The 24,997-nt window shown below is 72.9% G+C and carries 22 protein-coding genes; 11 read left to right on the forward strand and 11 right to left on the reverse strand.

Annotated elements, in window-relative coordinates; all coding sequences use genetic code 11:
• Positions 1 to 8 precede the first annotated feature (8 nt).
• Together ACR3IO_RS03590 and ACR3IO_RS03595 are read right to left on the reverse strand one after the other, a co-directional pair.
• Positions 9 to 1,274, reverse strand: coding sequence for a hypothetical protein (locus ACR3IO_RS03590; protein ID WP_434069786.1), 1,266 nt, complete (start codon positions 1,272 to 1,274; stop codon positions 9 to 11).
• Positions 1,275 to 1,421: 147 nt separating this feature from the next.
• On the reverse strand, positions 1,422 to 2,105 hold the full coding sequence (locus tag ACR3IO_RS03595; RefSeq protein ID WP_434069787.1) for a DedA family protein: 684 nt from the start codon (positions 2,103 to 2,105) through the stop codon (positions 1,422 to 1,424).
• A 166-nt stretch (positions 2,106 to 2,271) separates the two neighbouring features.
• Between ACR3IO_RS03595 and ACR3IO_RS03600 the strand changes: the two genes are divergently transcribed.
• The 3 genes from ACR3IO_RS03600 (at position 2,272) to ACR3IO_RS03610 (ending at position 4,195) form a co-directional block, all read left to right on the forward strand.
• Positions 2,272 to 2,874 carry a DUF1992 domain-containing protein gene (locus ACR3IO_RS03600; protein WP_434069788.1) on the forward strand — a complete coding sequence of 201 codons (603 nt, stop codon included), beginning with the start codon at positions 2,272 to 2,274 and terminating at the stop codon, positions 2,872 to 2,874.
• A gap of 126 nt (positions 2,875 to 3,000) precedes the next feature.
• Positions 3,001 to 3,708: a hypothetical protein gene (locus tag ACR3IO_RS03605; RefSeq protein WP_434069789.1), complete on the forward strand. Its 708-nt coding sequence runs from the start codon at positions 3,001 to 3,003 to the stop codon at positions 3,706 to 3,708.
• A 43-nt stretch (positions 3,709 to 3,751) separates the two neighbouring features.
• Positions 3,752 to 4,195 (forward strand): DUF4190 domain-containing protein, encoded by a 444-nt coding sequence (locus tag ACR3IO_RS03610; RefSeq protein WP_434069790.1) that lies wholly within the window; start codon positions 3,752 to 3,754, stop codon positions 4,193 to 4,195.
• A gap of 14 nt (positions 4,196 to 4,209) precedes the next feature.
• Here the strand turns inward: ACR3IO_RS03610 and ACR3IO_RS03615 are convergent, their stop codons facing one another.
• Positions 4,210 to 5,010, reverse strand: a complete 801-nt coding sequence (locus ACR3IO_RS03615; RefSeq protein WP_434069791.1) for an inositol monophosphatase family protein — start codon at positions 5,008 to 5,010, stop codon at positions 4,210 to 4,212.
• 72 nt (positions 5,011 to 5,082) lie between these two features.
• Entirely contained in the window at positions 5,083 to 5,865 is a 783-nt protein-coding gene (locus ACR3IO_RS03620; RefSeq protein ID WP_434069792.1) for an IclR family transcriptional regulator, read from the reverse strand.
• A 192-nt stretch (positions 5,866 to 6,057) separates the two neighbouring features.
• Here ACR3IO_RS03620 and hutH point away from each other — a divergent pair, with 192 nt between their 5' ends.
• The 4 genes from hutH to hutI all read left to right on the forward strand — a co-directional run bounded on the left by hutH (position 6,058) and on the right by hutI (position 12,616).
• On the forward strand, positions 6,058 to 7,734 hold the full coding sequence (hutH, locus tag ACR3IO_RS03625) for a histidine ammonia-lyase (protein WP_434069793.1): 1,677 nt from the start codon (positions 6,058 to 6,060) through the stop codon (positions 7,732 to 7,734).
• Between the two features lie 191 nt (positions 7,735 to 7,925).
• A complete protein-coding gene (locus ACR3IO_RS03630; protein ID WP_434069794.1) occupies positions 7,926 to 9,392 on the forward strand; it encodes a M23 family metallopeptidase in 1,467 nt (488 codons plus the stop codon).
• A gap of 240 nt (positions 9,393 to 9,632) precedes the next feature.
• Positions 9,633 to 11,309: a urocanate hydratase gene (gene hutU / locus ACR3IO_RS03635; RefSeq protein ID WP_434069795.1), complete on the forward strand. Its 1,677-nt coding sequence runs from the start codon at positions 9,633 to 9,635 to the stop codon at positions 11,307 to 11,309.
• Positions 11,306 to 12,616 (forward strand): imidazolonepropionase, encoded by a 1,311-nt coding sequence (hutI, locus tag ACR3IO_RS03640; protein ID WP_434069796.1) that lies wholly within the window; start codon positions 11,306 to 11,308, stop codon positions 12,614 to 12,616. Before hutU ends, hutI begins: the two co-directional genes overlap by 4 nt.
• 624 nt (positions 12,617 to 13,240) lie before the next feature.
• On the opposite strand, the gene ACR3IO_RS03645 is transcribed toward hutI, so the two are convergent.
• From ACR3IO_RS03645 to ACR3IO_RS03655, 3 genes are read right to left on the reverse strand one after another with little or no spacing between them, the layout of a single operon-like run.
• Positions 13,241 to 13,498: a DUF6510 family protein gene (locus tag ACR3IO_RS03645; RefSeq protein ID WP_434069797.1), complete on the reverse strand. Its 258-nt coding sequence runs from the start codon at positions 13,496 to 13,498 to the stop codon at positions 13,241 to 13,243.
• Entirely contained in the window at positions 13,498 to 14,271 is a 774-nt protein-coding gene (locus ACR3IO_RS03650; RefSeq protein WP_434069798.1) for an FAD-binding oxidoreductase, read from the reverse strand. Before ACR3IO_RS03650 ends, ACR3IO_RS03645 begins: the two co-directional genes overlap by 1 nt.
• Positions 14,268 to 14,858 carry a sulfite oxidase-like oxidoreductase gene (locus ACR3IO_RS03655; RefSeq protein WP_434069799.1) on the reverse strand — a complete coding sequence of 197 codons (591 nt, stop codon included), beginning with the start codon at positions 14,856 to 14,858 and terminating at the stop codon, positions 14,268 to 14,270. Before ACR3IO_RS03655 ends, ACR3IO_RS03650 begins: the two co-directional genes overlap by 4 nt.
• Before the next feature lie 119 nt (positions 14,859 to 14,977).
• On the opposite strand from ACR3IO_RS03655, the gene ACR3IO_RS03660 reads away from it, so the two are divergent.
• The 4 genes from ACR3IO_RS03660 to ACR3IO_RS03675 all read left to right on the forward strand — a co-directional run bounded on the left by ACR3IO_RS03660 (position 14,978) and on the right by ACR3IO_RS03675 (position 18,344).
• Complete coding sequence (locus ACR3IO_RS03660; RefSeq protein WP_434069800.1) at positions 14,978 to 16,306, forward strand: molybdopterin molybdotransferase MoeA; 1,329 nt, start codon at positions 14,978 to 14,980, stop codon at positions 16,304 to 16,306.
• Positions 16,303 to 17,055, forward strand: a complete 753-nt coding sequence (gene mobA / locus ACR3IO_RS03665) for a molybdenum cofactor guanylyltransferase (protein ID WP_434069801.1) — start codon at positions 16,303 to 16,305, stop codon at positions 17,053 to 17,055. The genes ACR3IO_RS03660 and mobA overlap by 4 nt, the downstream gene beginning before the upstream one ends.
• Positions 17,052 to 17,309 (forward strand): DUF6457 domain-containing protein, encoded by a 258-nt coding sequence (locus ACR3IO_RS03670; protein WP_434069802.1) that lies wholly within the window; start codon positions 17,052 to 17,054, stop codon positions 17,307 to 17,309. The genes mobA and ACR3IO_RS03670 overlap by 4 nt, the downstream gene beginning before the upstream one ends.
• 579 nt (positions 17,310 to 17,888) lie before the next feature.
• Entirely contained in the window at positions 17,889 to 18,344 is a 456-nt protein-coding gene (locus ACR3IO_RS03675; RefSeq protein ID WP_434069803.1) for a hypothetical protein, read from the forward strand.
• Positions 18,345 to 18,419: 75 nt separating this feature from the next.
• On the opposite strand, the gene ACR3IO_RS03680 is transcribed toward ACR3IO_RS03675, so the two are convergent.
• The 4 genes from ACR3IO_RS03680 to ACR3IO_RS03695 all read right to left on the reverse strand — a co-directional run bounded on the left by ACR3IO_RS03680 (position 18,420) and on the right by ACR3IO_RS03695 (position 24,910).
• Positions 18,420 to 18,839, reverse strand: a complete 420-nt coding sequence (locus ACR3IO_RS03680; protein ID WP_434069804.1) for a molybdenum cofactor biosynthesis protein MoaE — start codon at positions 18,837 to 18,839, stop codon at positions 18,420 to 18,422.
• A complete protein-coding gene (moaCB, locus tag ACR3IO_RS03685; protein WP_434069805.1) occupies positions 18,832 to 19,926 on the reverse strand; it encodes a bifunctional molybdenum cofactor biosynthesis protein MoaC/MoaB in 1,095 nt (364 codons plus the stop codon). The genes ACR3IO_RS03680 and moaCB overlap by 8 nt, the downstream gene beginning before the upstream one ends.
• 101 nt (positions 19,927 to 20,027) lie before the next feature.
• Complete coding sequence (locus ACR3IO_RS03690) at positions 20,028 to 22,025, reverse strand: YhgE/Pip domain-containing protein (RefSeq protein ID WP_434069806.1); 1,998 nt, start codon at positions 22,023 to 22,025, stop codon at positions 20,028 to 20,030.
• Positions 22,022 to 24,910: an MMPL family transporter gene (locus ACR3IO_RS03695; RefSeq protein ID WP_434069807.1), complete on the reverse strand. Its 2,889-nt coding sequence runs from the start codon at positions 24,908 to 24,910 to the stop codon at positions 22,022 to 22,024. Before ACR3IO_RS03695 ends, ACR3IO_RS03690 begins: the two co-directional genes overlap by 4 nt.
• Between the last annotated feature and the right edge of the window lie 87 nt (positions 24,911 to 24,997).

Consider the following 24,997-nt stretch of genomic DNA (forward strand, 5'->3'; position numbering starts at 1 on the left):
GGGTCGGCTCAGAGGCACTTGGCCGCCTCGGCGATCTGCGCGTCGCTCGGGCGCCCGTAGGCCCCGATCCCGGACCCCGACACGTCGTACCCCGACGCGATCGCCCACGCCGTGGCCCACATCTCGTCGTCGCTGCCGAACACCGGCCCGGTGAACAACGGGTCGCACTCGGGACGCACGACCTGCGCGTGTCCGACCTCGTGCACGACGACCGCCGTCGCGTTGACGTCGTCGGCCCATCGCCATCCGATGCTGTGGCTGAGCTGGATCGTCGCCCACCCGCCGTCGCCGTACCGATAGGTGGCATTGCCGGCGTACCAGTCGTCGCTGGAGAGGCCGTTGACCATGTGCGCCCAGGTGAAGTCGAGGTTCACTCCGTGGGCGATGGACCGGGCGAAGTCCTCGATGGGGCCGTGCTCGGCGTAGGCGGCGTCGGCGCGACGCGCGGTCTCGGCGACCGCCGACGCCTTCATCGCGTCGACCGCGCCCGCCAGCTGCGAGTAGGCCTCGGCGCTGTACGGCTCCTCGAACCAGCCCTCGCCCTCCTGGTCGATGCCGTGCTGCACCGCGATGCGCGACTCGTAGGTCGCGACCTGGTTCGCGAGCAGAACCTGGCCCGCATCCGCGGCCGCCGACGCGTAGAACGACGACCGCGCGGCGCGGGTGTCCGTGGCCGCCTCGTTGATCTCGTCGCCGTCCGTCGTGAGCTGCTCGAGGTCGCCCAGCAGCTCGACGCCCCGGGCGCGGGTCTGGAGCAGTTCCGCGATGCTGATCCATGCGGGGCGCAGCGTGCTCTGGTCGTAGGCGATCGGGTCCGCGAGCTCGGGCACCTCGGTCGCCGCGAGCTCGAGCGCACGCGAGGAGCGCTCGGCCAGCTCGGTGGCGAGTTCGCTGGAGCCGAGTCCCGGCACGACGACGTCGGCGATGGCCTGCCCCTCGTCGCCGGCGCTGCCCGCGCGGGTGATCGCGGCACGGAGTTCGCCGCGCGCGTCCTCGGCGACCCGCTCGAGCTCGGCGACCTTCGCGATGTGCTCGGCGCGAACGGCGTCCGCGAACGACCCCGCGGCGAGGGAGGTGCCCGTCGCCCCGGCGAGCGCGATGCCGACGGCGAGCGTCGGGATCCACCACGCGGTGCGCCGGGCGGCGGCGACGGGGGCCTCGGCGACGGGCTCGGCCGCCACCCCGACCGGCGCGTCGGGCGTGCCGTCGGCCGAGGCGATCGCATCGGCTGGGGCGTCGGCGGGCGCGTCTGGCGCCGTCGGGGTCTGGAGCATCGGAGATCGGCCTTCGGGGTCGGCGCTGTCGGCGGGTTCGATGAACCTACCTGTCGCCGCGCCCCCGGCGCCACGCGAGCGCGTCACGCTTGGATAACGGCCCGAACCGATGCCCCGGACCGATGCCCCGAGCCGATGCCCGTCGGCTCAGCCCTCGGCGACCTCGCCCGATGCCCGTCGACCCGCGCGGTGCTCGCGGATGCGTCGCACGACGAGCACGACGAGGGCCACCGCGATCGCGCCGTAGACGAGGTAGTCGAGGTACTGGAGCCACTGGTCGAGCAGCTCGTGCTGGGTGCCGAGCGCGGCGCCGACGCCGATCAGCAGCGAGTTCCACGTGGCGGAGCCGAGGCTCGTGAAGAGCACGAACGTCGGCAGCGGCATCCGATCGGCGCCCGCGGGAAGCGAGATGAGGCTGCGCACGCCCGGGATCATGCGCCCGAACAGCACCGACCAGCGCCCGTGCCGGTGGAACCACTCGGCGCCGCTCTCGAGGTCGGTGCTGCTGACGAGCCGCGTCCACGCGATCCAGTCGATGGCGCGCCGGATGCCGATCGCCGCGCCGAGCGCGTAGAGCAGCAGGGCGCCGAGCACCGACGCGAGCGTCGACCAGAGGATCAGCCAGCCGAGGTGCAGGTCGCCCGACTGGCTGAGGTATCCGGCGAACGGCAGGATCACCTCGCTCGGGATCGGCGGGATCAGCACCTCCAGGAAGACCAGCACGCCCACGCCGACATCGCCCATGGCGTTCAGGATGTCGGCGGCGAAGCCGGTGAGCCCGGTGAAGCCGTGGTCGGCGGTCTCGAGGGTGACGTTGGTCAGGGGAGTCATGCGGCTCCGATGGTCGGCGGTCGGTGATGGATGCCCGTCGGCGAGGCCGACGCTATCCGTCCGAGGTGAATGGATGCTGGGTCTTCGCGAGATCGCGCGAGCGGATGCCGCGGCGCTGCGTCGTATCGTGGAAGACGGATGTCCGACGCCGCGAGGGAGGTCGAGGGTGAGCGAGGATCCGCAGCGCGCCGCGTCGCAGTACCGGCTCGATCGCCTCGCCCGTGACGAGGCGATCGCCCGTGGAGTGGATCCCGACGTCGCCGACCCGGCGACGGAACGGGCTCGACCGTCCACGGAGGCGGAGCGGGTGGCGTTCGTGGAGACCGCGATCCAGCAGGCGATCCGTCGCGGCGAGTTCGACAACCTCCCCGGCGCGGGAAAGCCCCTCGAGGGATTGACCGGGCAGCACGACCCCGACTGGTGGATCCGCCGCAAGATCGAGCGCGAGCAGCTGAGCGGATTGGGTCCGCCCGCGCTCACCCTGCGGGTCGAGAACGCGCAGCTCGAGGCCCGCCTGGATCGGATGCACCGCGAATCCGAGGTGCGCGAGGCGATCGAGGACTTCAATCGGCGCGTGATCGAGGCGCGCCGCCAGCTGCTCGGCGGTCCGCCCGTCGTGACCCCGACCCGGGATGCCGACGACGAGCTCCGTGCCTGGCGCGAGCGCCGCGACGCCCGACAGCGCCAGGCGGCCGAGGAGCGTCGACAGCACGAGCATGAGCACGCGCAGAGGACCTCACGAACGCCGTGGTGGCGGCGTCGCGGCTGAGGATCGTTCAGCACGCCATCGCGTCGTTCCCTCGTCGCCTGCGGTCCAGGAACTCGGTCCAGGAGCTCGATCGCAGGAACGCGATGTCACCGGTCCCTGCTGGACTGGGCTCGGAGAGGGGTGGCGATGAATATGCCAGTGGTTCGCTGTCGTCGTCGCGACGACGGGGATGTCTCCGAGTTCGGCCTGGAGGAGGTGCCGGAAGCACTGGTTCCGGGCGTGCAGAAATCCGGGTTCGAGCTTTGCGACGGCGTGTGGGTTCGGCGGTTTCCCGCCGACTCGCCCCAGCTCGAGGTGTCGTGGACGAACTTCCAGCGCCTCATCGGCCCGTGGCTGCGCCAAGCCGCGAACCTCGAGCCCGCGCCGTGGGATGACGCGCTCTCCGAGGTCTGCCGGCGCCTGAACGCCGCAGAGGTCGACTGGTGGTTGACCGGGAGTGCGGCGCTGGCCGCTCGGGGGTTGCGCGTCTCGCCGGGTGATCTCGACCTCGTCGTGTCGGGGCCCGACGCCCAGCGGGTGGGCGACCTCCTGGCAGACGGGCTGGTCGAGCCGGTCGCCCCGGCGGACTGGTTCTGCGACTGGTGGGGACGCGCGATCATCGGTGCGCGGGTCGAGTGGGTCGGCGGCGTCGGAGCAGCAGCCGATCAACCCGCCGTCTCGGACTTCGGGCCTGAGGCGGCTGCTCGCCTCGAACGCATCGAGTGGCGAGGCCATGAGCTCCGGGTCCCCCCGCTCGAACTTCAACGCGCCGTGAGCGTGCGACGCGGGCTGCATGAGCGCGTGCGGATGATCGATGCGGCGGTCGGGTATCGACGCCGGTCCGCCGGCCAGTAGCATTCGACCGACCCGCATCCCCGCCACCACGAACGGAACCCGAATGGACGCCCCCACGCCCACGCCCACGCTCGCTGCGCCCACGGCACCGGATGGTGGGATTCCGTTCGCGGGCTCGCTGCACGGTGCATCCGCGACCTCGGGCGTCGCCCCCGACGCGATCGCCCCCATCGGCGTCGTCCCCGTGTGGACTCCGCCGGCCTCGGCGCCGCAGAACGTGCTGGCCTGGGTGACGCTCGGCTTGGGGCTCGGCAGCATGATGTTCGGCCTCCTGACCGCGATCCCCGCGATCGTCTGCGGGCACATCGCTCGCCGGCAGATCCGCCAACGAGGCGAGCAGGGAGCTCAGGCAGCCCTGATCGGCATCATCTTCGGATACGTCCTGGGCGGGCTGTACCTCGTCGGCATCACGCTCTACGTGGCCTTCATCGTGCTGATGCTGGTGTTCGCCACCACCGCCGAGTCGGGCGTGACGTCGAGCCTCTGAGGCGCACGTTCGGGTCAGCGCATCGTGTCCAGCGTCGCGAGCAGGAGCTCGTGAGTGCCGGCATCCGCGGCGGCCACCAGGCCGTGCTCGCCGGTGTGCAGTTCGCCGCCCGCCAGGTTGGTGACGATCGCGCCCGCAGCACGACACAACGCGATGCCGGCAGCCCAGTGCACGCTGTGACGGAGGTCGCCGCCGGTGATGTACCCCGCCTGTTGCCCGGTGGCGACCCAGGAGAGTGCCAGCGTCGTCGAGAGGCATCGTGGGCTGAACCGTTCGCGGAACGTCTCGTCGAACAGCAGCCGGGTACCGATCGACCCCGGGTATCGGCTCTCGAGGTTCACCGTGACCAGGCGCGACGATGAAGACGGCGCGATGGCGCGCCCCGGTTCCGGAGCCCGCGCGTCCTCGGCTCGCCAAGCTCCGACGCCGTCGGTCCAGAACGTGTTCCCGGCCGCGGGGTCTGCGACCGCGGCTGCCGCGGTGACGCCACCGATCTCCAGTGCGACGTTGACGGCGAACAACGGCACCCCCGCCGCGAAGTTGAGCGTGCCGCAGATGGGATCCACGAGCCAGCGGCGGGAGGAGTCACCGCTCGCGCCGAGCTCCTCCCCGAGGATGCCGTCCTCGGGCCGATGCTCCGTGAGCACCGCACGGATCGCGCGCTCCGCCTCGATGTCGGCTTCCGTCGTGAAGTCGACGCCCGCATGGTCGATACGGCGGGACTCGGTGCCGAACCGGGCGCGAGCAACGGCCGCACCGGCTCGGGCGGCGCGCACGGCGACCTCTGCATCCGAGAGCGCCGAGCCGACCACCATCCCCCAAGTCAACCAGCATGTGCGCAGGCACGCTGCAGGCGAGAGTTCGAGCGCGCTCGATGATGCCGGGAGTCAGCGCCCGCCGCTGATGCGACGCGCCAAGGTGGCGGCGGCGTCGAGCACCTCGGCGACGACGCGCTCGCGCAGGGCGGCCTCGGCGTCGTCGGGGAATGTCACGGCGATGGCCGCGGCCGGCCAGCCGAGGTGGTCGACCACGGGTGCGCCGGCCGACGCCAGCCCGGGCGTCACCTCGCCGTCCTCGGCGGCCCAGCCGCGCGTGCGCACGTCGGCGAGCACGCGCTTCAGCCGCCCGTAGGTCCACTCCGCGGCACCCGCCTCGGGTGACGAGTGCCGCGACGCGAACGCCGCGCGATCGGGATACAGCGCGCGCAGCTGGGCGGGCGGCAGCTGGGCGAGCATGGCGCGGCCGGTGGCCGTGAGGTGCGCGGGCAGTCGCACGCCCACGTCGGTCACGAGCGACGGACGCCGCGGCGCGCGCTCCTCGACGAGGTAGAGCACGTCCCGACCGTGGAGCACCGCGAGGTGGCCGCTCTCTCCGAGCCGGTCGACGAGCGCGGCGACGAGCGGGCGCCCGAGCCGGGCGAGCGGCTGCTGGCGGCTGAACCCGCTCGAGAGCTCGAACGCCGCGATGCCGAGGCCGTAGCGGCGCTCCTCGGGCAGGTGCACGACGAAGCCGCGCTCGGCCATGACCGCGAGCAGGTGGTACGCGGTCGAGCGGGGGATCCCGAGGGCCTGGGCGATGGTGGCGGCGGGCACCGGCCCGCGCTGCGCCGCCAGGTGGCTGAGGATCGCGAGCGTCTGGTCCGCCGCGGGAACCTTCGATGCGGATGCCACGTCGCCGCGCCCGTCGACAGGTCGCGAGCGGTCGATCCGAGACGTGGATTCCGGCACTTCGCGACCTCTCGACGACCAGGTTCGGCGTGGCGCAGCGCCGATGCGCACAGCCTACCCCGGGTGTCCGGGATCCCGGACGGATGCGGCCGCCACGGCGTTCCCGCCCGCGCGGGCGCACGCTGGAATGGAGGCATGAGCAGCACCATCGCGCCCGCCGACCCGTCCACGTCGTCCGCGGCATCCGTCACCGTGGGCACCGGCCCCCTGAGCATCGACGAGGTCGTCGCGGTCGCGAGGCACGGGGCATCCGTCGTGCTCGACCCCGCCGCACTCGACGAGGTGGAGCGCAGCCGGGCGATCATCGAGGGGCTCGCCGCCGATCCCGAGCCGCACTACGGCATCTCGACGGGCTTCGGCGCGCTCGCGACCACCTTCATCGCCGAGGACCGCCGCGCGCAGCTGCAGGCGAGCCTCGTACGCTCGCATGCCGCCGGCTCCGGCGCGGAGGTCGAACGCGAGGTGGTGCGCGCCCTCATGCTGCTGCGCCTCTCGACGCTCATGACGGGCCGCACGGGCGTGCGCCGGGTCACCGCCGAGACGTACGCCGCGATCCTCAACGCCGGCATCACCCCGGTCGTACGCGAGTACGGCTCGCTCGGCTGCTCGGGCGACCTCGCGCCCCTCTCGCACTGCGCCCTCGTGGCGATGGGCGAGGGCGAGGCACGCGTCAGCGGGCCTCGCCCTCGAAAGGCGGCAGCCGTAGCGGGCGAGGCGCGCAGCGCCGAGCCGCGTCACGCGGAAGGCTCCGAGACGCAAGCCCCGCCCGCAACCGTCCTCATGCCGGCGAGCGCCGCCCTCGCCGCAGCCGGCATCGCGCCGCTCCGCCTCGGCGAGAAGGAGGGCCTCGCGCTCATCAACGGCACCGACGGCATGCTCGGCATGCTGGCCCTCGCGATCGACGACCTGCGGATGCTGCTCGCCACCGCCGACGTCGCCGCGGCCATGAGCGTCGAGGGCCTCCTCGGCACCGACGCCGTGTTCGCCGAGGACCTGCACCGCCTGCGCCCGCAGCGCGGACAGGCGGCGTCCGCGGCGAACCTGCGGCACCTGCTCGCGGGCTCCCCCATCGTCGCCAGCCACAAGGGCCCCGAGTGCACCCGCGTGCAGGACGCCTACTCGCTGCGCTGCGCCCCGCAGGTGCACGGCGCCGCGCGGGACACGCTCGCGCACGCGGCATCCGTCGCCGATGCCGAGCTCGCGAGCGCGATCGACAACCCCGTGCTCACGCCCGACGGCCGCGTCGAGTCGAACGGCAACTTCCACGGCGCGCCGGTCGCGTACGTGCTCGACTTCCTCGCGATCGCGGTGGCGGATGTCGCGTCGATGAGCGAGCGGCGCACCGACCGGTTCCTCGACCGGGCGCGCAACCAGGGCCTGCCGCCCTTCCTCGCGCACGAGGTCGGCGTGGACTCGGGCCTCATGATCGCGCAGTACACCGCCGCGGGCATCGTGTCGGAGCTGAAGCGGCTCGCCGTGCCGGCCTCCGTCGACTCGATCCCGTCATCGGCGATGCAGGAGGACCACGTCTCGATGGGATGGGCGGCCGCGCGCAAACTCCGCCGATCGATCGACGGTCTCTCGCGGGTGCTCGCGATCGAGGTCATGACGGCCGCGCGCGGGCTCGCGCTGCGCGCCCCGCTGGAGCCCGGCGCCGCGACCGGGGCCGTCGTCGCGCTCATCGCCGAGGTCGGCGCCGTGCCGGGTCCCGATCGCTTCCTCTCGCCCGAGATCGAGACGATCAGCGGGCTCGTGGCCACCGGAGCGGTGCGCGAATGCGCAGTGCGCGCCCTCGGTACGACGCTCGACTGAGGCGGTCCCCCCGCGATTCCAGTGCGTCGGATCGCCACCCCCAGAGTGGGGGCGTTCGAGTCGAATCCGCTGTTGTGCGGCCCCGCGCCCGGTGACAGACTGAAACCGGTCGGTGCCAACTCGCCGGCAGCACGAAACGGAACACATTGACGAAATCGCGATCCCGCTTCACGACACCTCGCACACTTGCTGTGCGAGCGGGAAGGCGCGCCAGCTTCGCCGCCTCGGCGATCGCGCTGACGCTGCTCGTGGGAGTCGTGGGCGCGACGCCGTCATACGCCGAAGAGCCGTCGCCGGTCGACGCGAGCACGCTCGACGCCGGCACGGCCGACACCGGCGCGGCCGACACCGGCACCGGCGCCGAGGACTCGACGAGCACGCCGACTCCTCCGGCGACTGAGGCGCCCGCGACCGAGTCGCCGACGCCCGAGCCGACCCCCACTCCGACGCCCGAGCCGACTCCGACGCCCACACCGACGCCGACTCCGACGCCCACACCGACCCCCACGCCGACGCCGACTCCCGAGCCGACCCCCACACCGACTCCCGAGCCGACACCGACGCCGACTCCCGAGCCGACTCCCGAACCCGAGCCGACGCCCGCACCTCAGCCCGCCGCACCTGCCGCGCCGCAGGCGCCCGTGGTCTTCCAGGGCGACGGACCGTTCGTGCGCGTCGTCTCCGGCGTCAACCGCGACATCACGTCGCTGCTCGGCGCCCGCACTGCCATCGATCGGGCGACCAAGTCCGTCCGCACCGCCGAGACGGCCGTCGCCGATGCCCGCTCGACCCGGGAGGTCGCCCGCTCGCTCGCCCGTGTCGCCGACGCCGACGCCCTGGCCGCCCGGGCCGAGGCCGATGCCGCCGCCCGCACGTACTTCGCCGCGGCGAACGGAACCGGCGACACCACCACCTCGATGGACGCCGTCTTCGGCGCGGGTCAAGACCTGCTCGCCGGGCTCGCCGGCATGGCGAGGGTCTCGCAGATCGCCGGCGACGCCGACGCGCTCGAGAAGATCGCCGCGGCCCGCGACGCCGACGCGGATGCCGCCGAGGAGGCTGCCGCCGCCGCATGGGCGGCCGCCGACGACGTTCCCGTCGAGGCCAGGGAGGACGACCTCAGCGACGCCGAGCGCGCCCTGACCGCCGCGCGCACCAACATGAGCGGCCTGCAGGCGAAGGCGGCGGCCAGCAGCATCGCGGTCATCGACACGCTCCCCGCCGACTCGGGCCAGCTGAGCGATCAGGGCTGGTCTCAGCCCGTCGCAGGCAACCTCACCGACGGCTTCGGACCCCGCCCCGACAAGCCCATCGCGGGCGTCAACGAGTTCCACCGCGGCACCGACGTCGCCGCCGCCTGCAAGTCCCCGGTGTTCGCAGCGACGACCGGCGTGGTCGTCGAGGCGCGCACCAACGGCAGCTACGGCAACTGGGTCCTCATCGACCACGGCTCGGGCGTCTCGACCGGCTACGCCCACCTCATCGACGGCGGCATCCTCGTGAGCGCCGGGCAGTCCGTCACGGCGGGCCAGCTCATCGGCATGGTCGGCAGCACCGGCGCCTCGACCGGATGCCACCTGCACTTCGAGGTCCGGCTCGACGGCACGGCGGTCGACTCCCGGCCCTTCATGGCCGCCCGCGGCATCGCCATCGGCTGACCTGCAGCGCGCCCGACCGCCGGCCAGTCATCGCCCGCTCGCCCGCCGCCCGCCATCGCCTGCACGCCAGTCATCGCCCGCCCAACTGCAGGAGATGAGGCGCGATCCGCGCTGTCAGCGGGGATGCGGCCTGTTCTCCTGCACCGCGACCGGCGGCCCCGCCTGGCCGCGTCTGGGATCCCGGACGCCGCGCTCGCGGCATCCGTTGTCGGCTCGACGGCCGTGGTGTGGGATCGGAACATGACCGACGCACCGACCACCGAGCACGCCCCGCGCACCGTTCGCGCCGCCCGCGGATCGCAGCTGACCGCGAAGAGCTGGCAGACCGAGGCGCCGCTGCGCATGCTCATGAACAACCTCGACCCCGAGGTCGCCGAGCGCCCCGAGGACCTCATCGTCTACGGCGGCACCGGCAAGGCGGCCCGCAACTGGGAGTCCTTCGACGCGATCGTCCGCACGCTCGAGGACCTCGAGGCCGACGAGACGCTGCTCGTGCAGTCGGGCAAGCCGGTCGGCGTCTTCCGCACGCACGAGTGGGCGCCGCGCGTGCTCATCGCCAACTCGAACCTCGTGGGCGACTGGGCGACGTGGCCCGAGTTCCGCCGGCTCGAGCAGCAGGGTCTCACGATGTACGGCCAGATGACGGCCGGCTCGTGGATCTACATCGGCACGCAGGGCATCCTGCAGGGCACGTACGAGACGTTCGGCGCGATCGCCCGGGCGCGGTACGACGGCACGCTCGCGGGCACGCTGACCCTCACGGGCGGATGCGGCGGCATGGGCGGAGCCCAGCCCCTCGCCGTGACCATGAACGAGGGCGTCGTGCTCATCGTCGACGTCGACGAGACCCGTCTCGCCCGACGCGTCGAGCACGGCTACCTCGACGAGATGACCGACGACCTCGACGACGCGATCGCCCGAGTGCTCGCCGCGAAGGAGGCGCGCACGCCGCTCAGCGTCGGCCTCGTCGGCAACGCCGCGACCGTGTTCCCCGAGCTCCTCGCCCGCGGCGTCGCGATCGACATCGTCACCGACCAGACGAGCGCGCACGACCCGCTCAACTATCTCCCCGAGGGCGTGAGCGTGGCCGAGTGGCACGAGCTCGCGGCATCCGACCCCGAGGCCTTCACCGACCGGGCCCGCGCGTCGATGGCGAAGCAGGTGCGGGCGATGGTCGAGTTCCAGGATGCCGGCGCCGAGGTCTTCGACTACGGCAACTCGATCCGCCGCGAGGCCGAGCTCGGCGGCTACGACCGCGCGTTCGCGTTCCCGGGCTTCGTGCCGGCCTACATCCGCCCGCTCTTCGCCGAGGGCAAGGGCCCGTTCCGCTGGGCGGCCCTCTCGGGCGACCCCGCCGACATCGCCGCGACCGACCGTGCGATCCTCGAGCTGTTCCCCGACGACGAGCACCTTCACCGCTGGATCACGCAGGCCGGCGAGAAGGTGCATTTCGAGGGCCTGCCCGCGCGCATCTGCTGGCTCGGCTACCAGGAACGGCACCTCGCGGGCCTGAAGTTCAACGAGATGGTGGCCTCGGGCGAGCTCAGCGCTCCGGTCGTCATCGGGCGCGACCACCTCGACTCCGGCTCGGTCGCGAGCCCCTACCGCGAGACCGAGGCCATGGCCGACGGCTCCGACGCGATCGCCGACTGGCCGCTGCTGAACGCCCTGCTCAATACGGCCTCGGGCGCGACGTGGGTGTCGCTGCACCACGGCGGCGGCGTCGGCATCGGCCGTTCGATCCACGCCGGCCAGGTCATCGTCGCCGACGGCACCGACCTCGCCGCCGAGAAGATCGCGCGCGTACTCGTGAACGACCCGGGCACCGGCGTCATGCGGCACGTCGACGCGGGATACGAGCGGGCGGTCGAGGTCGCTCGCGAGCGCGGCCTGCGCGTGCCTATGCTCGACGCATGAGCGACGGCGCGGCTGCGGCACGGATGCTGCTCACGGGCATCGCCGAGCTCGTGACCAATGACCCGGCACCCGACCGCGACGGCGGGTCGCTCGGCCTCCTGCGCGACGCCGCGGTGCTCGTGGAGGACGGACGCATCGCGTGGGTCGGTCGCTCCACCCACGCGCACGAGCGACTGGCGGGGCCCGCCGAGCGCGACGACCGCCGTGAGGCAGAGGAGCACCGCACACTGTGGGACGCCGACGTCGAGATCATCGATCTCGGCGGCCGCGCCGTCATCCCCGGCTTCGTCGACAGCCACACGCACCTCGTCTTCGGCGGCGACCGGGCCGACGAGTTCGCGGCGCGTATGTCCGGACGGGCATACGAGGCAGGCGGTATCCGCTCGACCGTCGCGGCGACGCGCGCTGCGAGCGACGACGAGCTCCGCGACCGCCTCGCAGGATTCGTCGCCGAGCTGCACGCGCAGGGCACGACGACGTTCGAGATCAAGTCGGGTTACGGCCTGAGCGTCGCCGACGAGGAGCGCCTCGTGCGCCTGGCCCGCGAGGTCACCGACGAGGTCACGTTCCTCGGCGCCCACGTCGTGCCGTTCGAGTTCCGCGAGGACCCCGCGTTCGGCGAGCCCGGCACCCCCGAGGCGTCCGCCCGCGCGGCCGATGCCTACGTCGACCTCGTGGTCGGCGAGATGCTCGATGCCTGCGCGCCGCACGCCCGCTGGGTCGACGCGTTCTGCGAGCGCGGCGCCTTCACGCCGGAGCAGTCGCGCCGCGTGCTGGAGGCGGGCGCTGCGGCGGGGCTCGGCATCCGCGTGCACGGCAACCAGCTCGGCCCGGGCGGCGGTGTCCGGCTCGCGGTCGAGCTCGGGGCGGCCTCCGTCGACCATTGCACCTACCTCGACGATGCGGATGTCGCGGCGCTCGCAGCATCCGACACGGTGGCCACGCTGCTGCCGGGCGTCGAGTTCTCGACGCGGCAGCCGTATCCCGACGCGCGCCGCCTCATCGACGCCGGCGCGACCGTCGCCCTCGCGAGCGACTGCAACCCCGGGTCGAGCTTCACGAGTTCGCTGCCGTTCTGCATCGCCGTGGCTGTGCGCGACATGGGCATGACGCCGGCCGAGGCCGTGTGGGCCTCGACCGCGGGCGGCGCGGCGGCACTGCGACGCACGGATGTCGGGGCGATCCGCCCGGGCGCTCGGGCCGACCTCGTCGAGCTCGACGCCCCGAGCCACGTGCACCTCGCCTATCGGCCGGGCGTACCGCTCGTGCGTCGCGTCTGGGCAGCGGGAGCGCTCGTCGCAGGCTGAGCAGCGCCTCGCCGGCCGAATCCAGGTTCGGCCCGGGGCTGCGAACCACCCGCCGCGGGCAACGGGATCCGCGGACCACGCGCTACGGACCACGAGCTGCGGACCACGAGCCGCGGACCAAAGGTCACCGCCGGCAACCTCCGGCTGGGTGCCGCTGGTCGCGGACCACTCGCCGCGCACAAGTCCGCCCACGGGGACCTCCGGCGGGGTGCCGTTCTCGGATTCGGCACCACATCACCACATCACCACATCACCACATCACCACATCACCACATCACCACATCACCACATCACCACATCACCACATCACCACATCACCACTGAGTTTCTCGGCCCGATCCTCCGTTCCGCGGCTGATCGACTCGGTCGCGCGTCCAGGAGTCGACCTTCGAGCAATCGGTGCGTCACGGGTGGGGGTATTCCTCCTGAAACCGGCGCTACTTCGCTACTTCGCTACAGGGTTTCGCAGGGGAACCACACTCCGAGGTGGCCGAACGCGTCCGTCACCCGATGGTTCTGGTCTCGCGCCTCCAAGGCCGACACGATCCGAAGGACGCCCGCGCCCGCCGCCACGCGGCGTCGGACCACGCGGCGTCGAGCCACGCGGCGTCGAGCCACGCGGCGTCAGGCGCGGCGCACTTCGAGGGCGCTGACCCCGCTGAAGCCGATCCACGCGCGATCGCCTGCCTCGACGAGCGTCGCGAGCACGTGCTCGCACGATCCGCAGCGCACCACGGTGCCGGCGGGGCTCGTGAACACGAGCGCGCGCGCGAACTCGGCGACCTCGCCGCAGCCGTTGCACCTCGCACGGGCAGCCGTCACGTCGAACGAGAAGTAGTCGGCGAGCGGGCCGGCGAGCGCATTGCCGTCGAGGTGATCCATCAGGTTCCTCCGAAACGTTCGGTGCGGATGTCCCGGGCATCGTGCCCGAGTTCGATGAGCCACGACGCGACCCGCTCGACGAAGCCGGTCGAGCCGCAGACGTAGACGCGCGGCGCCTCGCCCGCCGGGATGACCGCTGCGGCGAGCGCATCGCGCGTGACGCGGCCGGGCGCGACCGACCAGCCCTCGGGCGCGGAGCGCGTGTAGACGAGGTCGAGTGCGAACGGCGCGGATGCCGCGACGAGCGCCTCGAGCTCGGGCGCGAAGTACACGTCGTCGGGTGTGCGCACCGAGTAGAGCATGCGGAACGGGGTCGCATCGTCGGCGTCGCCGTGGGCCTGCGCCATGGCGACGAGCGGCACGACGCCCGAGCCGCCGGCGATGAGCTGCACGGGTCGCGCCGGCGCCGCGGCATCCGCCACAGGCTGCCACACGAAGAACGCGCCGAGCGGACCGTGCACCTCGAAGCGGTCGCCAGCACGCACCTCATCGACGAGGTACGGGGAGACCTCGCCACCAGGCACCCGGTCGACGGCGAGCACGACGCGAGTCGCATCACCGGTGGCCGGCCCCGACGAGGCGATCGAGTACGAGCGCGTCGCGGTGTACCCGTCGGGAGCGGTCAGGCGCACATCGAGGTGCTGCCCCGCGGCGTTGCCCGGCCAGCCCTCGACCTCGAGCTCGAGGCGTGCGGCCGTGCGGGTCTCGGCCGTCTTGGCGACGACGGTCGCCGCATGCCAGCCCGATCGCGGAACAGTGGGGCGCCCGATCACCAGTACCGCTCCTCCTGCCACGGGTCGCCGTGGATGTGGTAGCCGTTCTGCTCCCAGAAGCCCGGGTCGTCACGCGGCATCATCACGAGCGATCGCACCCACTTGGCGCTCTTCCAGAAGTACAGGTGGGGCACGAGCAGCCGCGCCGGGCCGCCGTGCTCGGGGTCGAGGGGTTCGCCGTCGAACTCGGTGGCGATCCACGCCTGTCCGTCGAGCAGTTCATCGAGCGGCACGTTCGTCGTGTACCCGCCGAAGCTGTGCGCCATGACGAAGTCGAACTGCGACTCGACGTCCTCGAAGAGCGTGTCGAGCGAGACGCCGCGCCAGCTCGTGCCGAGCTTCGACCAGTGCGTCACGCAGTGGATGTCGGTCGTGATGTCCTCGGCCGGGAGCGCCTGGAACTCGTCCCACGTCCACCGGTGCGTGCCGGTCTCGGCGACGATGGTGAACGACCACTCCTCGGTGTCGACCTCGGGCGTCGGCCCGGCCGAGAGCACCGGGAAGTCGTGCACCAGGGTCTGCCCCGGCGGGAGCCGATCGTCGCGATCCCGTGACCTGCCGCCGAATCCACGCGTGACGAATGACATTCGCACCCCTCTCCACGCCCGACGATACCGACGACACGGGCCGCTGTCACCGGTTACCCGTCGCGCGAGGGCTGGATACGCCGACCGCCGCGACGCACGGTCGGCGCTACCGTAGACGCATGCCGAGCACGCGGGCCGCGTTCCACGAGACGGCCACCCTGATCCCGGTGGCGCAGCACCTCGAGCGCGTGCTCCGGTCGATGCGGCACATCGTGGTGGAGCGCGGGTCCGAGGCCGTCGAACACGTGCGGCTCGCGGATGCCGCAGGGCGCACGCTCGCGGCATCCGTCGACGCCCTCATCGCCTCGCCTCCGTTCGACAACTCGGCCATGGACGGCTACGCGGTGAGGTGGGCGGATGTCGCCGATGCGACGCCCGAGCGGCCGGTCGCGTTGACCGTGGTGGCCGATCACGCCGCGGGCTCGTCCTCGGCGCACGAGGCGGAGCCGCTCGGTGGCGGCGAGGCCGCGCGCATCATGACCGGGGCCCCGATCCCGACCGGAGCCGACACCGTCGTGCCCGTCGAACGCACCGATGGCGGCGGCGATGAGACCCCGGGGTCCGACGTGCACCGGGTCCTCATCTTCAGCGCACCGCCGATCGGGCGCCACATCCGCCGCGCGGGCGAGGACCTCCGCGTCGGCGACCGTCTGCTCGAGGCGGGCACGGTGCTCGGTCCGCGGCAGGTCGCGGGTGCGGCGACCGCGGGCCATTCCGACCTCCCGGTCGTGCGGATGCCGCGGGTGAGCGTGGTCGCGACGGGCAGCGAGCTCGCCGAGCCCGGTGAGGCGCTCGCGCCCGGGATCATCCCCGACTCGAACTCGCTGCTCCTCGCGGGCCTCGTGCGCGAGGCGGGCTGCGCGGTCACCGAGGTGGTGCGCATGCCCGACGACGCCGACCTGCTGCGCGCGTGGCTCGAGGAGCGTGAACCCTGCGACGCCGTGGTGTTCTCCGGCGGCGTGAGCGTGGGCGCGTACGACGTCGTGCGCCGAGTGCTGGCCAAGCTCGGCACGGTCGAGTTCGTGCGCGTGGCGATGCAGCCGGGATCCCCGCAGGCGTTCGGGCGGCTCGCCGACGGCACGCCCGTGTTCGGCCTGCCCGGCAACCCCGTCGCGGTGGCCGTGTCGTTCGAGGTGTTCGTGCGACCGGCGCTGCTGACACTGCAGGGACGCACGGTGCAGCGTCGGCGCGTGCGAGCGGAGGTCGCGCGCGGATGGTCCTCCCCCTCCGGCCGGCTGCAGGTCATGCCGGTGTCCTTCGTCGCCCCGACCGCGGAGGGCCGCGCGGGCGAAGAGGGCGACGCACCCGCCGTGCGCCCGGCCACGAGCGGCGGCGCTGGCTCGCACCTCTCGGGCGGGCTCGCGGCCGCCGACGGGTTCGCCCTCGTGCCCGAGCAGGTCGAGCGCGTCGATCCCGGCGACGTCGTCGACGTCTTGGTGCTCCCATGACGGATGCCGCGACGCGTCCACTCGACGCCGTGCTGCTCGCGGGCGGGCGGGCGAGTCGCCTCGACGGGGCGAGCAAGCCCGACCTCGAGGTCGGAGGCCGCACGCTGCTGCAGCACGCCGTCGACGCGGCCCGCTCAGCGGGCGTCCGCCGCATCGTCGTCGTCGGACCGTCGTCGCTCGTGGCTCCCGGATGCCTCGTGGTTCGCGAGAACCCGCCGTTCGGCGGCCCCGTCGCGGCGATCGCCGCAGGCCTCGCGGCCCTCGACGCCGCGAGCCGCCCGAGTGGCGGAGCCGTCGACCGGTCGAGCAATGAGCCGTCACAGGATCTCGGCATCGCCGCCGCGGCATCCGACGTGCTCGTGCTCGCCTGCGACCTGCCGGCCGCGGGCCTCGCGGTCGCACGACTGCTCGCGCATCGCGCTGACGACGAGTCCGGCGCCCCACGAGACGGCGCCTGCCTCGTCGACGCCGACGGCCGCACCCAGTGGCTCACTGCCGTCTATGCCCGTGCTGTCCTCGACCGGGCCTTCGCCGCGCTCGACCGGCCGGCCGACGGCGCCGCCATGCGGCACCTCGTCGCCTCGCTCGACCTCGTCGCCATCGACGATGCCGGCAGCGCGGCCGACGTCGACACCTGGGCCGACCTCGAACGTGCCCGCGCCGCGCACGAGTCCGCCGCGGACCACGCCCGCGCTGACGCCGAGCGAGGCATCGCCGACCACCCGATCCGACCTCAGGAGCCCCGATGAACGCAGAGACCCCCGACACCACTCCGGCGGACCTCGATGCCTGGGTCGCGAAGGTCGCCGCCGACCTCGGACTCGATCCCGCTGAGATTCCGGTCGGCGACATCCTCGATCTGACCCGCCGTGTGGCGCACGGGGTCGCCCGCCCTGCGGGCCCGGTCACGGCGTTCATGCTCGGCCTCGCCATCGGTCGCGGCACGACACCGGGCGCCACCCCCGACGTCGCCGACCGTCTCGGAGCCCTCGCCGAGCGCTGAACCGATCCCCGACGGCTCCCCGCCGATCACGGAGCCTTCCGACGCGCGCACGCCACCGGCATCCCGCCCGGCAATTCCCGCGTCACCCACGGCACTCACGGCACTCACGGCACTCACGGCGTGAGGACACCGACGACCTCCCGCCCCGGCAAGTCCCGTGCACCCCCGGCACCCTTCAGCGTGAAGACACCGCCTGCATCCCGCCCCGTCCGATCCCGCATCACCCACAGCCACCCTCCGACGGGCGCACGTCACTGAGCCACTGTGCTGCATCCCGTCCTCCCCATGGTGCGCCGAAGCCGCGAAGTACCCACAGCCTCGGGATCCCCGACCCGGTCCCGGTGTCGGTCGGCAGTCTTGCTCTCAGAACACGCGGCACTCCGGCACTCCGGCACTCCGGCACTCCGGCACTCCGGCACTCCGGCACTCCGGCACTCCGGCACTCCGGCACTCCGGCACTCCGGCACTCCGGCACTCCGGCACTCCGGCACTCCGGCACTCCGGCACTCCGGCACTCCGGCACTCCGGCACTCCGGCACCGTAATCCAGAACGGAGTCCCCTCCCCGAAAGGACGCGACATGACCGACAGCTCACTCAAGGCGGATGCGGAGACGGGTCGGCTGGTCGACGACCTCGCCTACCTCCTCGGCACCACGAAGAAGCACGTCCTCGCCGAGGCGGTGGTCGCGTACGCAGCGACGCGGATGCCTGCGGGACCTGAGCGGTTGCCGTACACCGATCTCTCCGTCCGCCAACGGCTCATCCTCCGCCGCGATGAACTGCTGCGGCTCTTCGCCCGTCACGGGGCATCCGACGTCCGACTCATCGGACCGTTCGCGAAGGGCGACGACGTCGACCTGGTCGAGATCCTCGCCGAGACGGACATCATGATGGGCGGTGACGCCGCGCCCATGCTCGCCGATCTGGCGCGCGGCGTGCTCATGACACCGGTCGAGGTCACGTCCGCGACCGGACTCGCGTTCTCGGAACCCGAACGACTCGAACGCATTCGCGCCGAGTCGATTCCGCTCTGATCAGCACGCCGGTGGGGGCGAGACGCCTCGAGCCGCGAACGCCGCCTCGGCTCAGCGGTTCAGAAGCTCAGAGGTTCAGAGGTTCACCCATTCGGTGGTGCCGCCGTCGAGGTGCTGCCGCTTCCAGATCGGCGTGTGCTCCTTGATGCGGTCGACGAGGAACCCGCAGACCGAGAACGCCTGCGCCCGGTGCGGCGCGGCGACGGAGGCCACGAGCGCCACGTCGCCGATGCCGAGGGAACCGATGCGGTGCGCGGCCGCGATGCGCAATCCCGTCTCGCGAGCGACCTGGGCGAGGGTCTCGCGCAGGAACGCCTCGGCCTCGGGATGGGCCTCGTAGTCGAGGGCGGTCACGCTCTCGCCGTGGTCGTGGTCGCGGATCACGCCCTCGAAGGTCACGAGCGCGCCGTTCTCGGGCGAACGCACGAACGCCTCGATCTCGGCACGGTCGAGCACGTCGGTGGTGACGCGCGCGAGGACCTCGGGTTCAGACATCGGTGTCTCCTTCGGGTCGAGCGGATGTCGCGTGGCTCCCGTGATCGGGGCCGACTCGCGTGTCGGCAGCGGCCTCGCGCGGTGCGTGGTCACCGCCGGCGAGTTGGTCGACGAGATGCGGCAGGAGCCCGTCGAGCACGGCCAGGCCGTCGGCGACGCCGCCCCGCGATCCGGGGAGGTTCACGACGACCGAGCGTCCGGCGATGCCGGCCAGCGCCCGGCTCAGCGCGGCCGTCGGCGTCGCCGCACGTCCGGCGGCGCGGATCGCCTCGGCGACACCGGCGAGTTCCTGGTCGAGCACGGCGAGCGTCGCCTCAGGTGTGCGGTCGCCGGGGTTCACGCCGGTGCCGCCGGTCGTGATGAGCACGGCGGGCGAACCCGCGACGGCCCCGCGTACGGCGTCGGCGATGTCAGCGTCCGAGACGACGATCGGCGCGGGTGCGTCGTAGCCGCGTTCGCGCAGCCAGTCGACGATGATCGGCCCCGTGGTGTCGGCTGCCTCGCCGGCGGCCGCCCTGGTCGAGGAGACGAGGACGAGCGCCGGGCGCGAAGGTGCGGCATCCGTCGCCGGCTCGGTGGGCGCGGCCGGACCCGTGGCGGGCAGGGCCGGCTCCGGGGCATCCGCTCGCCAGATGCCGCGCTTGCCGCCGCGCTTCTCGACCAGGCGGATGCCGCCGGTCTGCGCCGCCGGATCGATGGCCTTGACCATGTCGTGCAGGGTGAGGGCGGCGACCGCGACCGCGGTGAGCGCCTCCATCTCGATGCCCGTGCGGGCGGTCGTGGAGACGGTCGCGCGGATCGTGATCGCGCGCTGCTCGAACCCGAAGTCGATCGACACCGCGTCGAGCGGCACGATGTGCGCCAGCGGGATGAGATCACTCGTGCGCTTGGCCGCCTGGATGCCCGCGATGCGAGCCGTCGGCAGGACATCGGCCTTCTTGAGGCCGTCGCTGCGGACCAGCCCGACCACCTCGGTCGTCGTGTCGAGGCGCCCCTCGGCGATCGCGACGCGGCGCGTCACCGGCTTGGCGCCGACGTCGACCATGCGCGCACGACCGTCGTCGTCGAGATGGGTGAGCGGGTTCATACCCTCACGCTAGCCGCCATCGCGCACGCCGTGAACGCGGAACGGGCCGCGAGCGGGGATTCCGCTCACGGCCCGTCGGCCGAGTCGTCGTCGGGCGCCGCTCAGGCTCCGATCGGCGCGGCGGTCTGCAGCAGCGCCCGCACGGAGGTGGTGCGCCGGCGGGCGACCGCGATCGTCGTCGCCGCGAACGAGAGCACCGTCCACACGACGAGCCCGACGACCGCGGCGCCGAGACCGTCGGCGGACGTGAGCGCCGCGACCATCCCGTTGTAGGCGGGCGAGGTCGGCATGAGGGCGGCCACCTCGCTGAGCACGCCGGGCACCGTCGAGACCACTCCCGTCGCGACCGCGAGCACGCCGATCAGGGCCGAGACCCATCTGCCGGCGCCGCCGAGCACGGCGACGAGCCCCTGGTTCACGGCGGAGAAAGCGACGCCCGCCCCGACGCAGACGGCCGCGAACGTGAGCCACTGGCCGACCTCGTACGAGGCGGCGAGCTGCACGACCACGGCGACGAGCACGCCCTGCAGGGCGCCGAGCGCGGCGGCCGGTGCGAACCCGCGGAGTGCGAGCAACGCCGACGGCGCGCGCGAGGTGAGCGCCCGGCGGGACACGGCCTGCAGGGCGACGAACGTCGCGAGACCCCCGAACCAGAGCGCGAGCGTCGCGAGCAGCGGGATCGCGGATGCCCCGAACAGCGAGTCGCCCGCCCCTTCGGCCGAGACCGGGTCCGCGACGACCGACGCGAGGCTCTGCGCCTCGCCGTCGGTGTACGAGGGGACCGACTCCGACGCGGTGCGGAGCCCGGTCGCGAGTTCATCCGTGCCGTCGGCGAGCGACTGCACGCCGGTCGCGAGGGTGCCGGCACCGGCGGCGAGCGCGTCGGCGCCCGAACCCAGCTGCGTGGCGCCGTCGGCGAGCGCTCGGGCTCCGTCGGCCGACTGCGTCGTGCCGTCGGCGAGCTGGGTGAGGCCGGCCGAGAGCTCGTCGGTCTTCGCGGCGGCTTCGGTGAGTCCGGCGCTCGACTGGGTGGTGAGCTGCGCGATGCCGTCGGCGGTCGGCTGCGCGTACCCGCTGGCGGTGCCGGCGGCCTTCGCTGCGGCACCCGCATCGGTCGCGACCGTGCCCGCGTCCGCCGCGGCCGCCGCGAGGTCGGCGCAGAAGGTGCTCGTCGGGCTCGGCTGGACGCATTGCGCCGCGAGCGTGCCGAGGGTCATCGCGAGGTCGCCGGCGGATGTCGCGACGCCGACGGTCTGCGTGGCGGCATCCGAGGCGTTGGCGGCCGTTGCCTGCGCCGCCCCGACGAGGTCCTGGTTGTTCACGCCCGCGGCCGCGTCGCGCAGCCCGGAGGCCAGCGCGCCCGCGCCGGCGGCGGCACCGCTCGTGCCCTCGGCGATGGTGTCGAGACCGGTGCCGAGCGACGCGGCGCCGGTCGAGAGGCCTGCGGCACCGGTTGCGAGCTGGGTCGCGCCGTCGGGCAGTGCGGCCGCGCCGTCGGCGGCCTGCTGCGCGCCGTCGGCGAGCTTCACGGCGCCGTCGGCCGCGGTGCCGAGTTGCGTGCCGAGGCTCGTGAACCCGAGGAACACGTTCTCGAGGTACGTGGACGAGAGCTGCTCGCCGAGCACGCTCGTCGCGGTCTGCGTGACCTGCGCCGTGATCGCGTCGTCGACGACGAGGCTGTCGGGCGGCGTCGTCACCTCGATCGTGGCGCGCTCGGGCGTGCCGCCGGGGGCGGTGGACGTCGCGGCCGCCGAGAAGTTCTCGGGGATCGTGATGACGGCGGCGTACGTGCCGTCGGCGAGGCCGGACGTCGCGTCGTCGGCGTTCGAGATCGTCCAGGTGAGGTTCGACGTGTCGTCGCCGGCCCCCTCGACGAGCCCGGCGGTGAGCTGGCGTCCGAGCGGTACGAGCTGGTCGTCGATCGTGACCGGCTCGTCCTCGTTCACGATCGCGGCGTTCAGGGTGTCGAGCCGTTCGGTCGGGTTGTAGAGGGCCGCGACGAGGATGCCGCCGATGACGACGGGCAGCATCAGCACGCCGATGATCGTGAGCCAGGTGACGGGACGCTTCGAGCGCGCGCGTTCGATGGGGAGGGTCATGCGTTCACCTCGGTGGTGGAGAGTGCCGGCGCCGGTTCGGCGGGCGGGGTGAGTTCGAGCACGGGGACGTCGCTGCGGCCGGCCGATGCGAGCAGCGCACGCGCCGTCTCGGCGTCGGTCGCCGAGAGCACGACGGTGACGGATGCCTCGAGCGAGGCGTCCCACAGGGCGGACGCGACGCGGTCGCGGGCGGTCGCGTCGACGAGCTGGTCGGCGCCGTCGATCACGACGATGCCGCCGCGTCCGCGGGCCGCGCGCCGCACCTCGGCGGCGGGATCGTCCGCGTCGCCGAGCAGGGCGACGCCGACGCGCGAGCGCACCCATGCCGATCGGCCCGGCAGCAGGTGGCCGCCGACGCGCAGGCGCCCGCCCGTGGGGTCGATGCGGCCGGCGATGGCCAGGAGCAGGGCGCGCGTGGCGATGCGGTCGGTGCCGGTGACGATGAGCGACTGTCCGGGTTCGACGCGCAGGCTCACGCCCTCGAACACGGTGACGTCGCGTTCGACGAGCGAGACGCCGGCGCCGACGACCGCGGCCGTCGTGTCGGGTTCAGGCCAGTCGGCGAGCGCGAGCTCGCGTTCGACGGCCTCGCCCTCGATGTCGAAGTGGGGCAGCACGCGGTCGAGCCACTTCGGCAGCCACCAGGCCTTGTCGCCGAGCAGCGCCATGACCGCGGGCACGAACGTCATGCGCACGACGAACGCGTCGATCGCGATGCCGACGGCGAGGCCGAGCGCGATGGGCTTGAGCGAGGAGTCGCCCTCGGGCACGAACGCGGCGAAGACCGCGAACATGATGACGGCGGCGGCCGTGACGACGCGCGCGGAGGCGGTGAAGCCCGAGCGCACGGCGCCGATGGCGACCTCTCGAGGGCTGCGGCTCGCATGGCCGTCGAGGGCCTTGCGGGCGTGCACGTAGTCCTCGCGCATGCGGCTGACGAGGAAGACCTGGTAGTCCATCGCGAGTCCGAACAGCACGCCCATCGCGACGATCGGCATGAAGCTGATGATCGGCCCGACCTTCGTCACGTGCAGCACGTCGGCGAACCAGCCCCACTCGAAGACCGCGGCCACGACGCCGAATGCGGCGAGCACCGAGAGCAGGTATCCGACCGCGGCGGTGATCGGCACCCAGATGGATCGGAACACGATCGCGAGCAGGATGAGCGAGAGCCCGACGACGAAGATGCCGAACGGGAGCAGTGCGGCGCCGAGTCGATCGGAGATGTCGATCGCGACGGCCGTGAAGCCCGTGACCTTGAGGTCGACGCCGTACTCGTCGAGGAAGTGGTCGTGCTGGCCGCGGAGCTCGCGCACGAGGTCGGCCGTCGCCGGGTCGTCTGGCGCGGTCGTCGGGATGATCTGCACAATGCCGGTGTCGGCGGTCTCGTTCGGGGTCGCGAGCGCGACGGTCTCGACGCCCGGCAGGGTGGCGATCTCGTCGCCGAGGTCCTCCATGAGCCCGAGCGGGTCGGTCGAGGTGACGATGGTGCCGGTCATGACGAGCGGCCCGTTGAAGCCGGGGCCGAAGTGCTCGGCAACGAGGTCGTACGACTGGCGCGCCTCGTTGTCCTCCGGCAGCATCCCGGCGTTCGGCAGCGCGAGCGCGAGGCTCGCGGCCGGCACGGCGATGAGTCCGAGGGAGAGCACGACCGCGACGGTCGTGACGACGGGGTGCCTGGTGACCAGGCCCACCCAGCGAGCGGCGAAGCCCCGCCGGGCGGGCTCGCCCGATGCGGCGTCCGCGTCGGCCCCGGTCGCGTCGGCATCGGATGCCGAGATCCGGTCGGATGCCGCGGCACGGCCGCCCGCGGCATCCGCACGGCTCGTTGCCCGGCGCCGCCGGCGCGGTTCGCGACGCTTCCAGCCGACGACGCGACCCTTCGCGAACCCGAGGAAGGCGGGCGTGAGCGTGATGGCGACGAGCACGGCGATCGCGACGGCCACCGCGGCGGCGATGCCCATGACCGTGAGGAACGGGATGTTCGCGAATCCGAGGCCGATGAGGGCGATGAGCACGGTGATGCCCGCGAAGACGACGGCGGAGCCGGCCGTTCCGGTCGCCCTGGCCGCCGATTCCTCCGGGTCCTCACCTGCTCTCACCTGGTCCTGATGTCGGGCCATGATGAACAGCGCGTAGTCGATGCCGACGGCGAGTCCGAGCATGAGCGCGAGCAGGGGCGTGGTCGAGGAGATCGTCGCGAACGCGGTCGAGAGCATGATGAGCGAGAGCGCGAGGCCGACGCCGATCACCGCGGAGGCGAGGGGGAGGAACGCCACGGCGATCGAGCGGAACGTGACGATGAGCACGAACAGCGCGATGAGCAGCCCGACGGCTTCGGTGAGCGTGACGCCCGGCACGGAGACGGCGAACAGGTCGCCCCCGAGCGAGACCTCGGAGCCGTCCGGCAGCGCGGCCTCGAGGTCCTCGGTGAGCTGGCCGAGGTCGTCCTTGGTGGCCGCGGGCACGTCGGTGGCCTCGCCGTCGAACTGCAGCCGCACGAGCGCGGCACTGTCGTCATCGGAGATGAGGCCGGTGACCATCTCGTCGTACGGGTCGGTCACGGCGAGCACGCCGTCGAGCCCCTCGATCTCGGTGATCGTCTGCTCGATCTCCGTGGTGAACGCCTCGTCCTCGATGCTCTGCCCGTCGGGGGCGACGACGATGAACTGCGCGCTCGTGCCGCTCGCCTGCGGGAACGAGCGGTTCAGCTGCTCGAGGCCGGCCTGCGACTCGGTGCCGGGGATCGAGAAGGAGTTGCTGGTGCCCTTGCCGAACATCGCGAAGGCGCCGCCGGCGATCACGAGCAGCAGCAGCCACGAGACGAGCACGCGCCACGGGTGCCGATAGGACCAGCGACCGAGCGAGTAGAGCAGAGTGGACACAGCGCCTCCGAGCCGATGTCAGGACAATTCGATACAGCGCTGTATCCGATACATAGTTGTATCGTAGGACGGACGCGCGCCACGAAC

The organism is Agromyces sp. Marseille-Q5079 (assembly GCF_051016555.1).
Lineage (GTDB): Bacteria > Actinomycetota > Actinomycetes > Actinomycetales > Microbacteriaceae > Agromyces.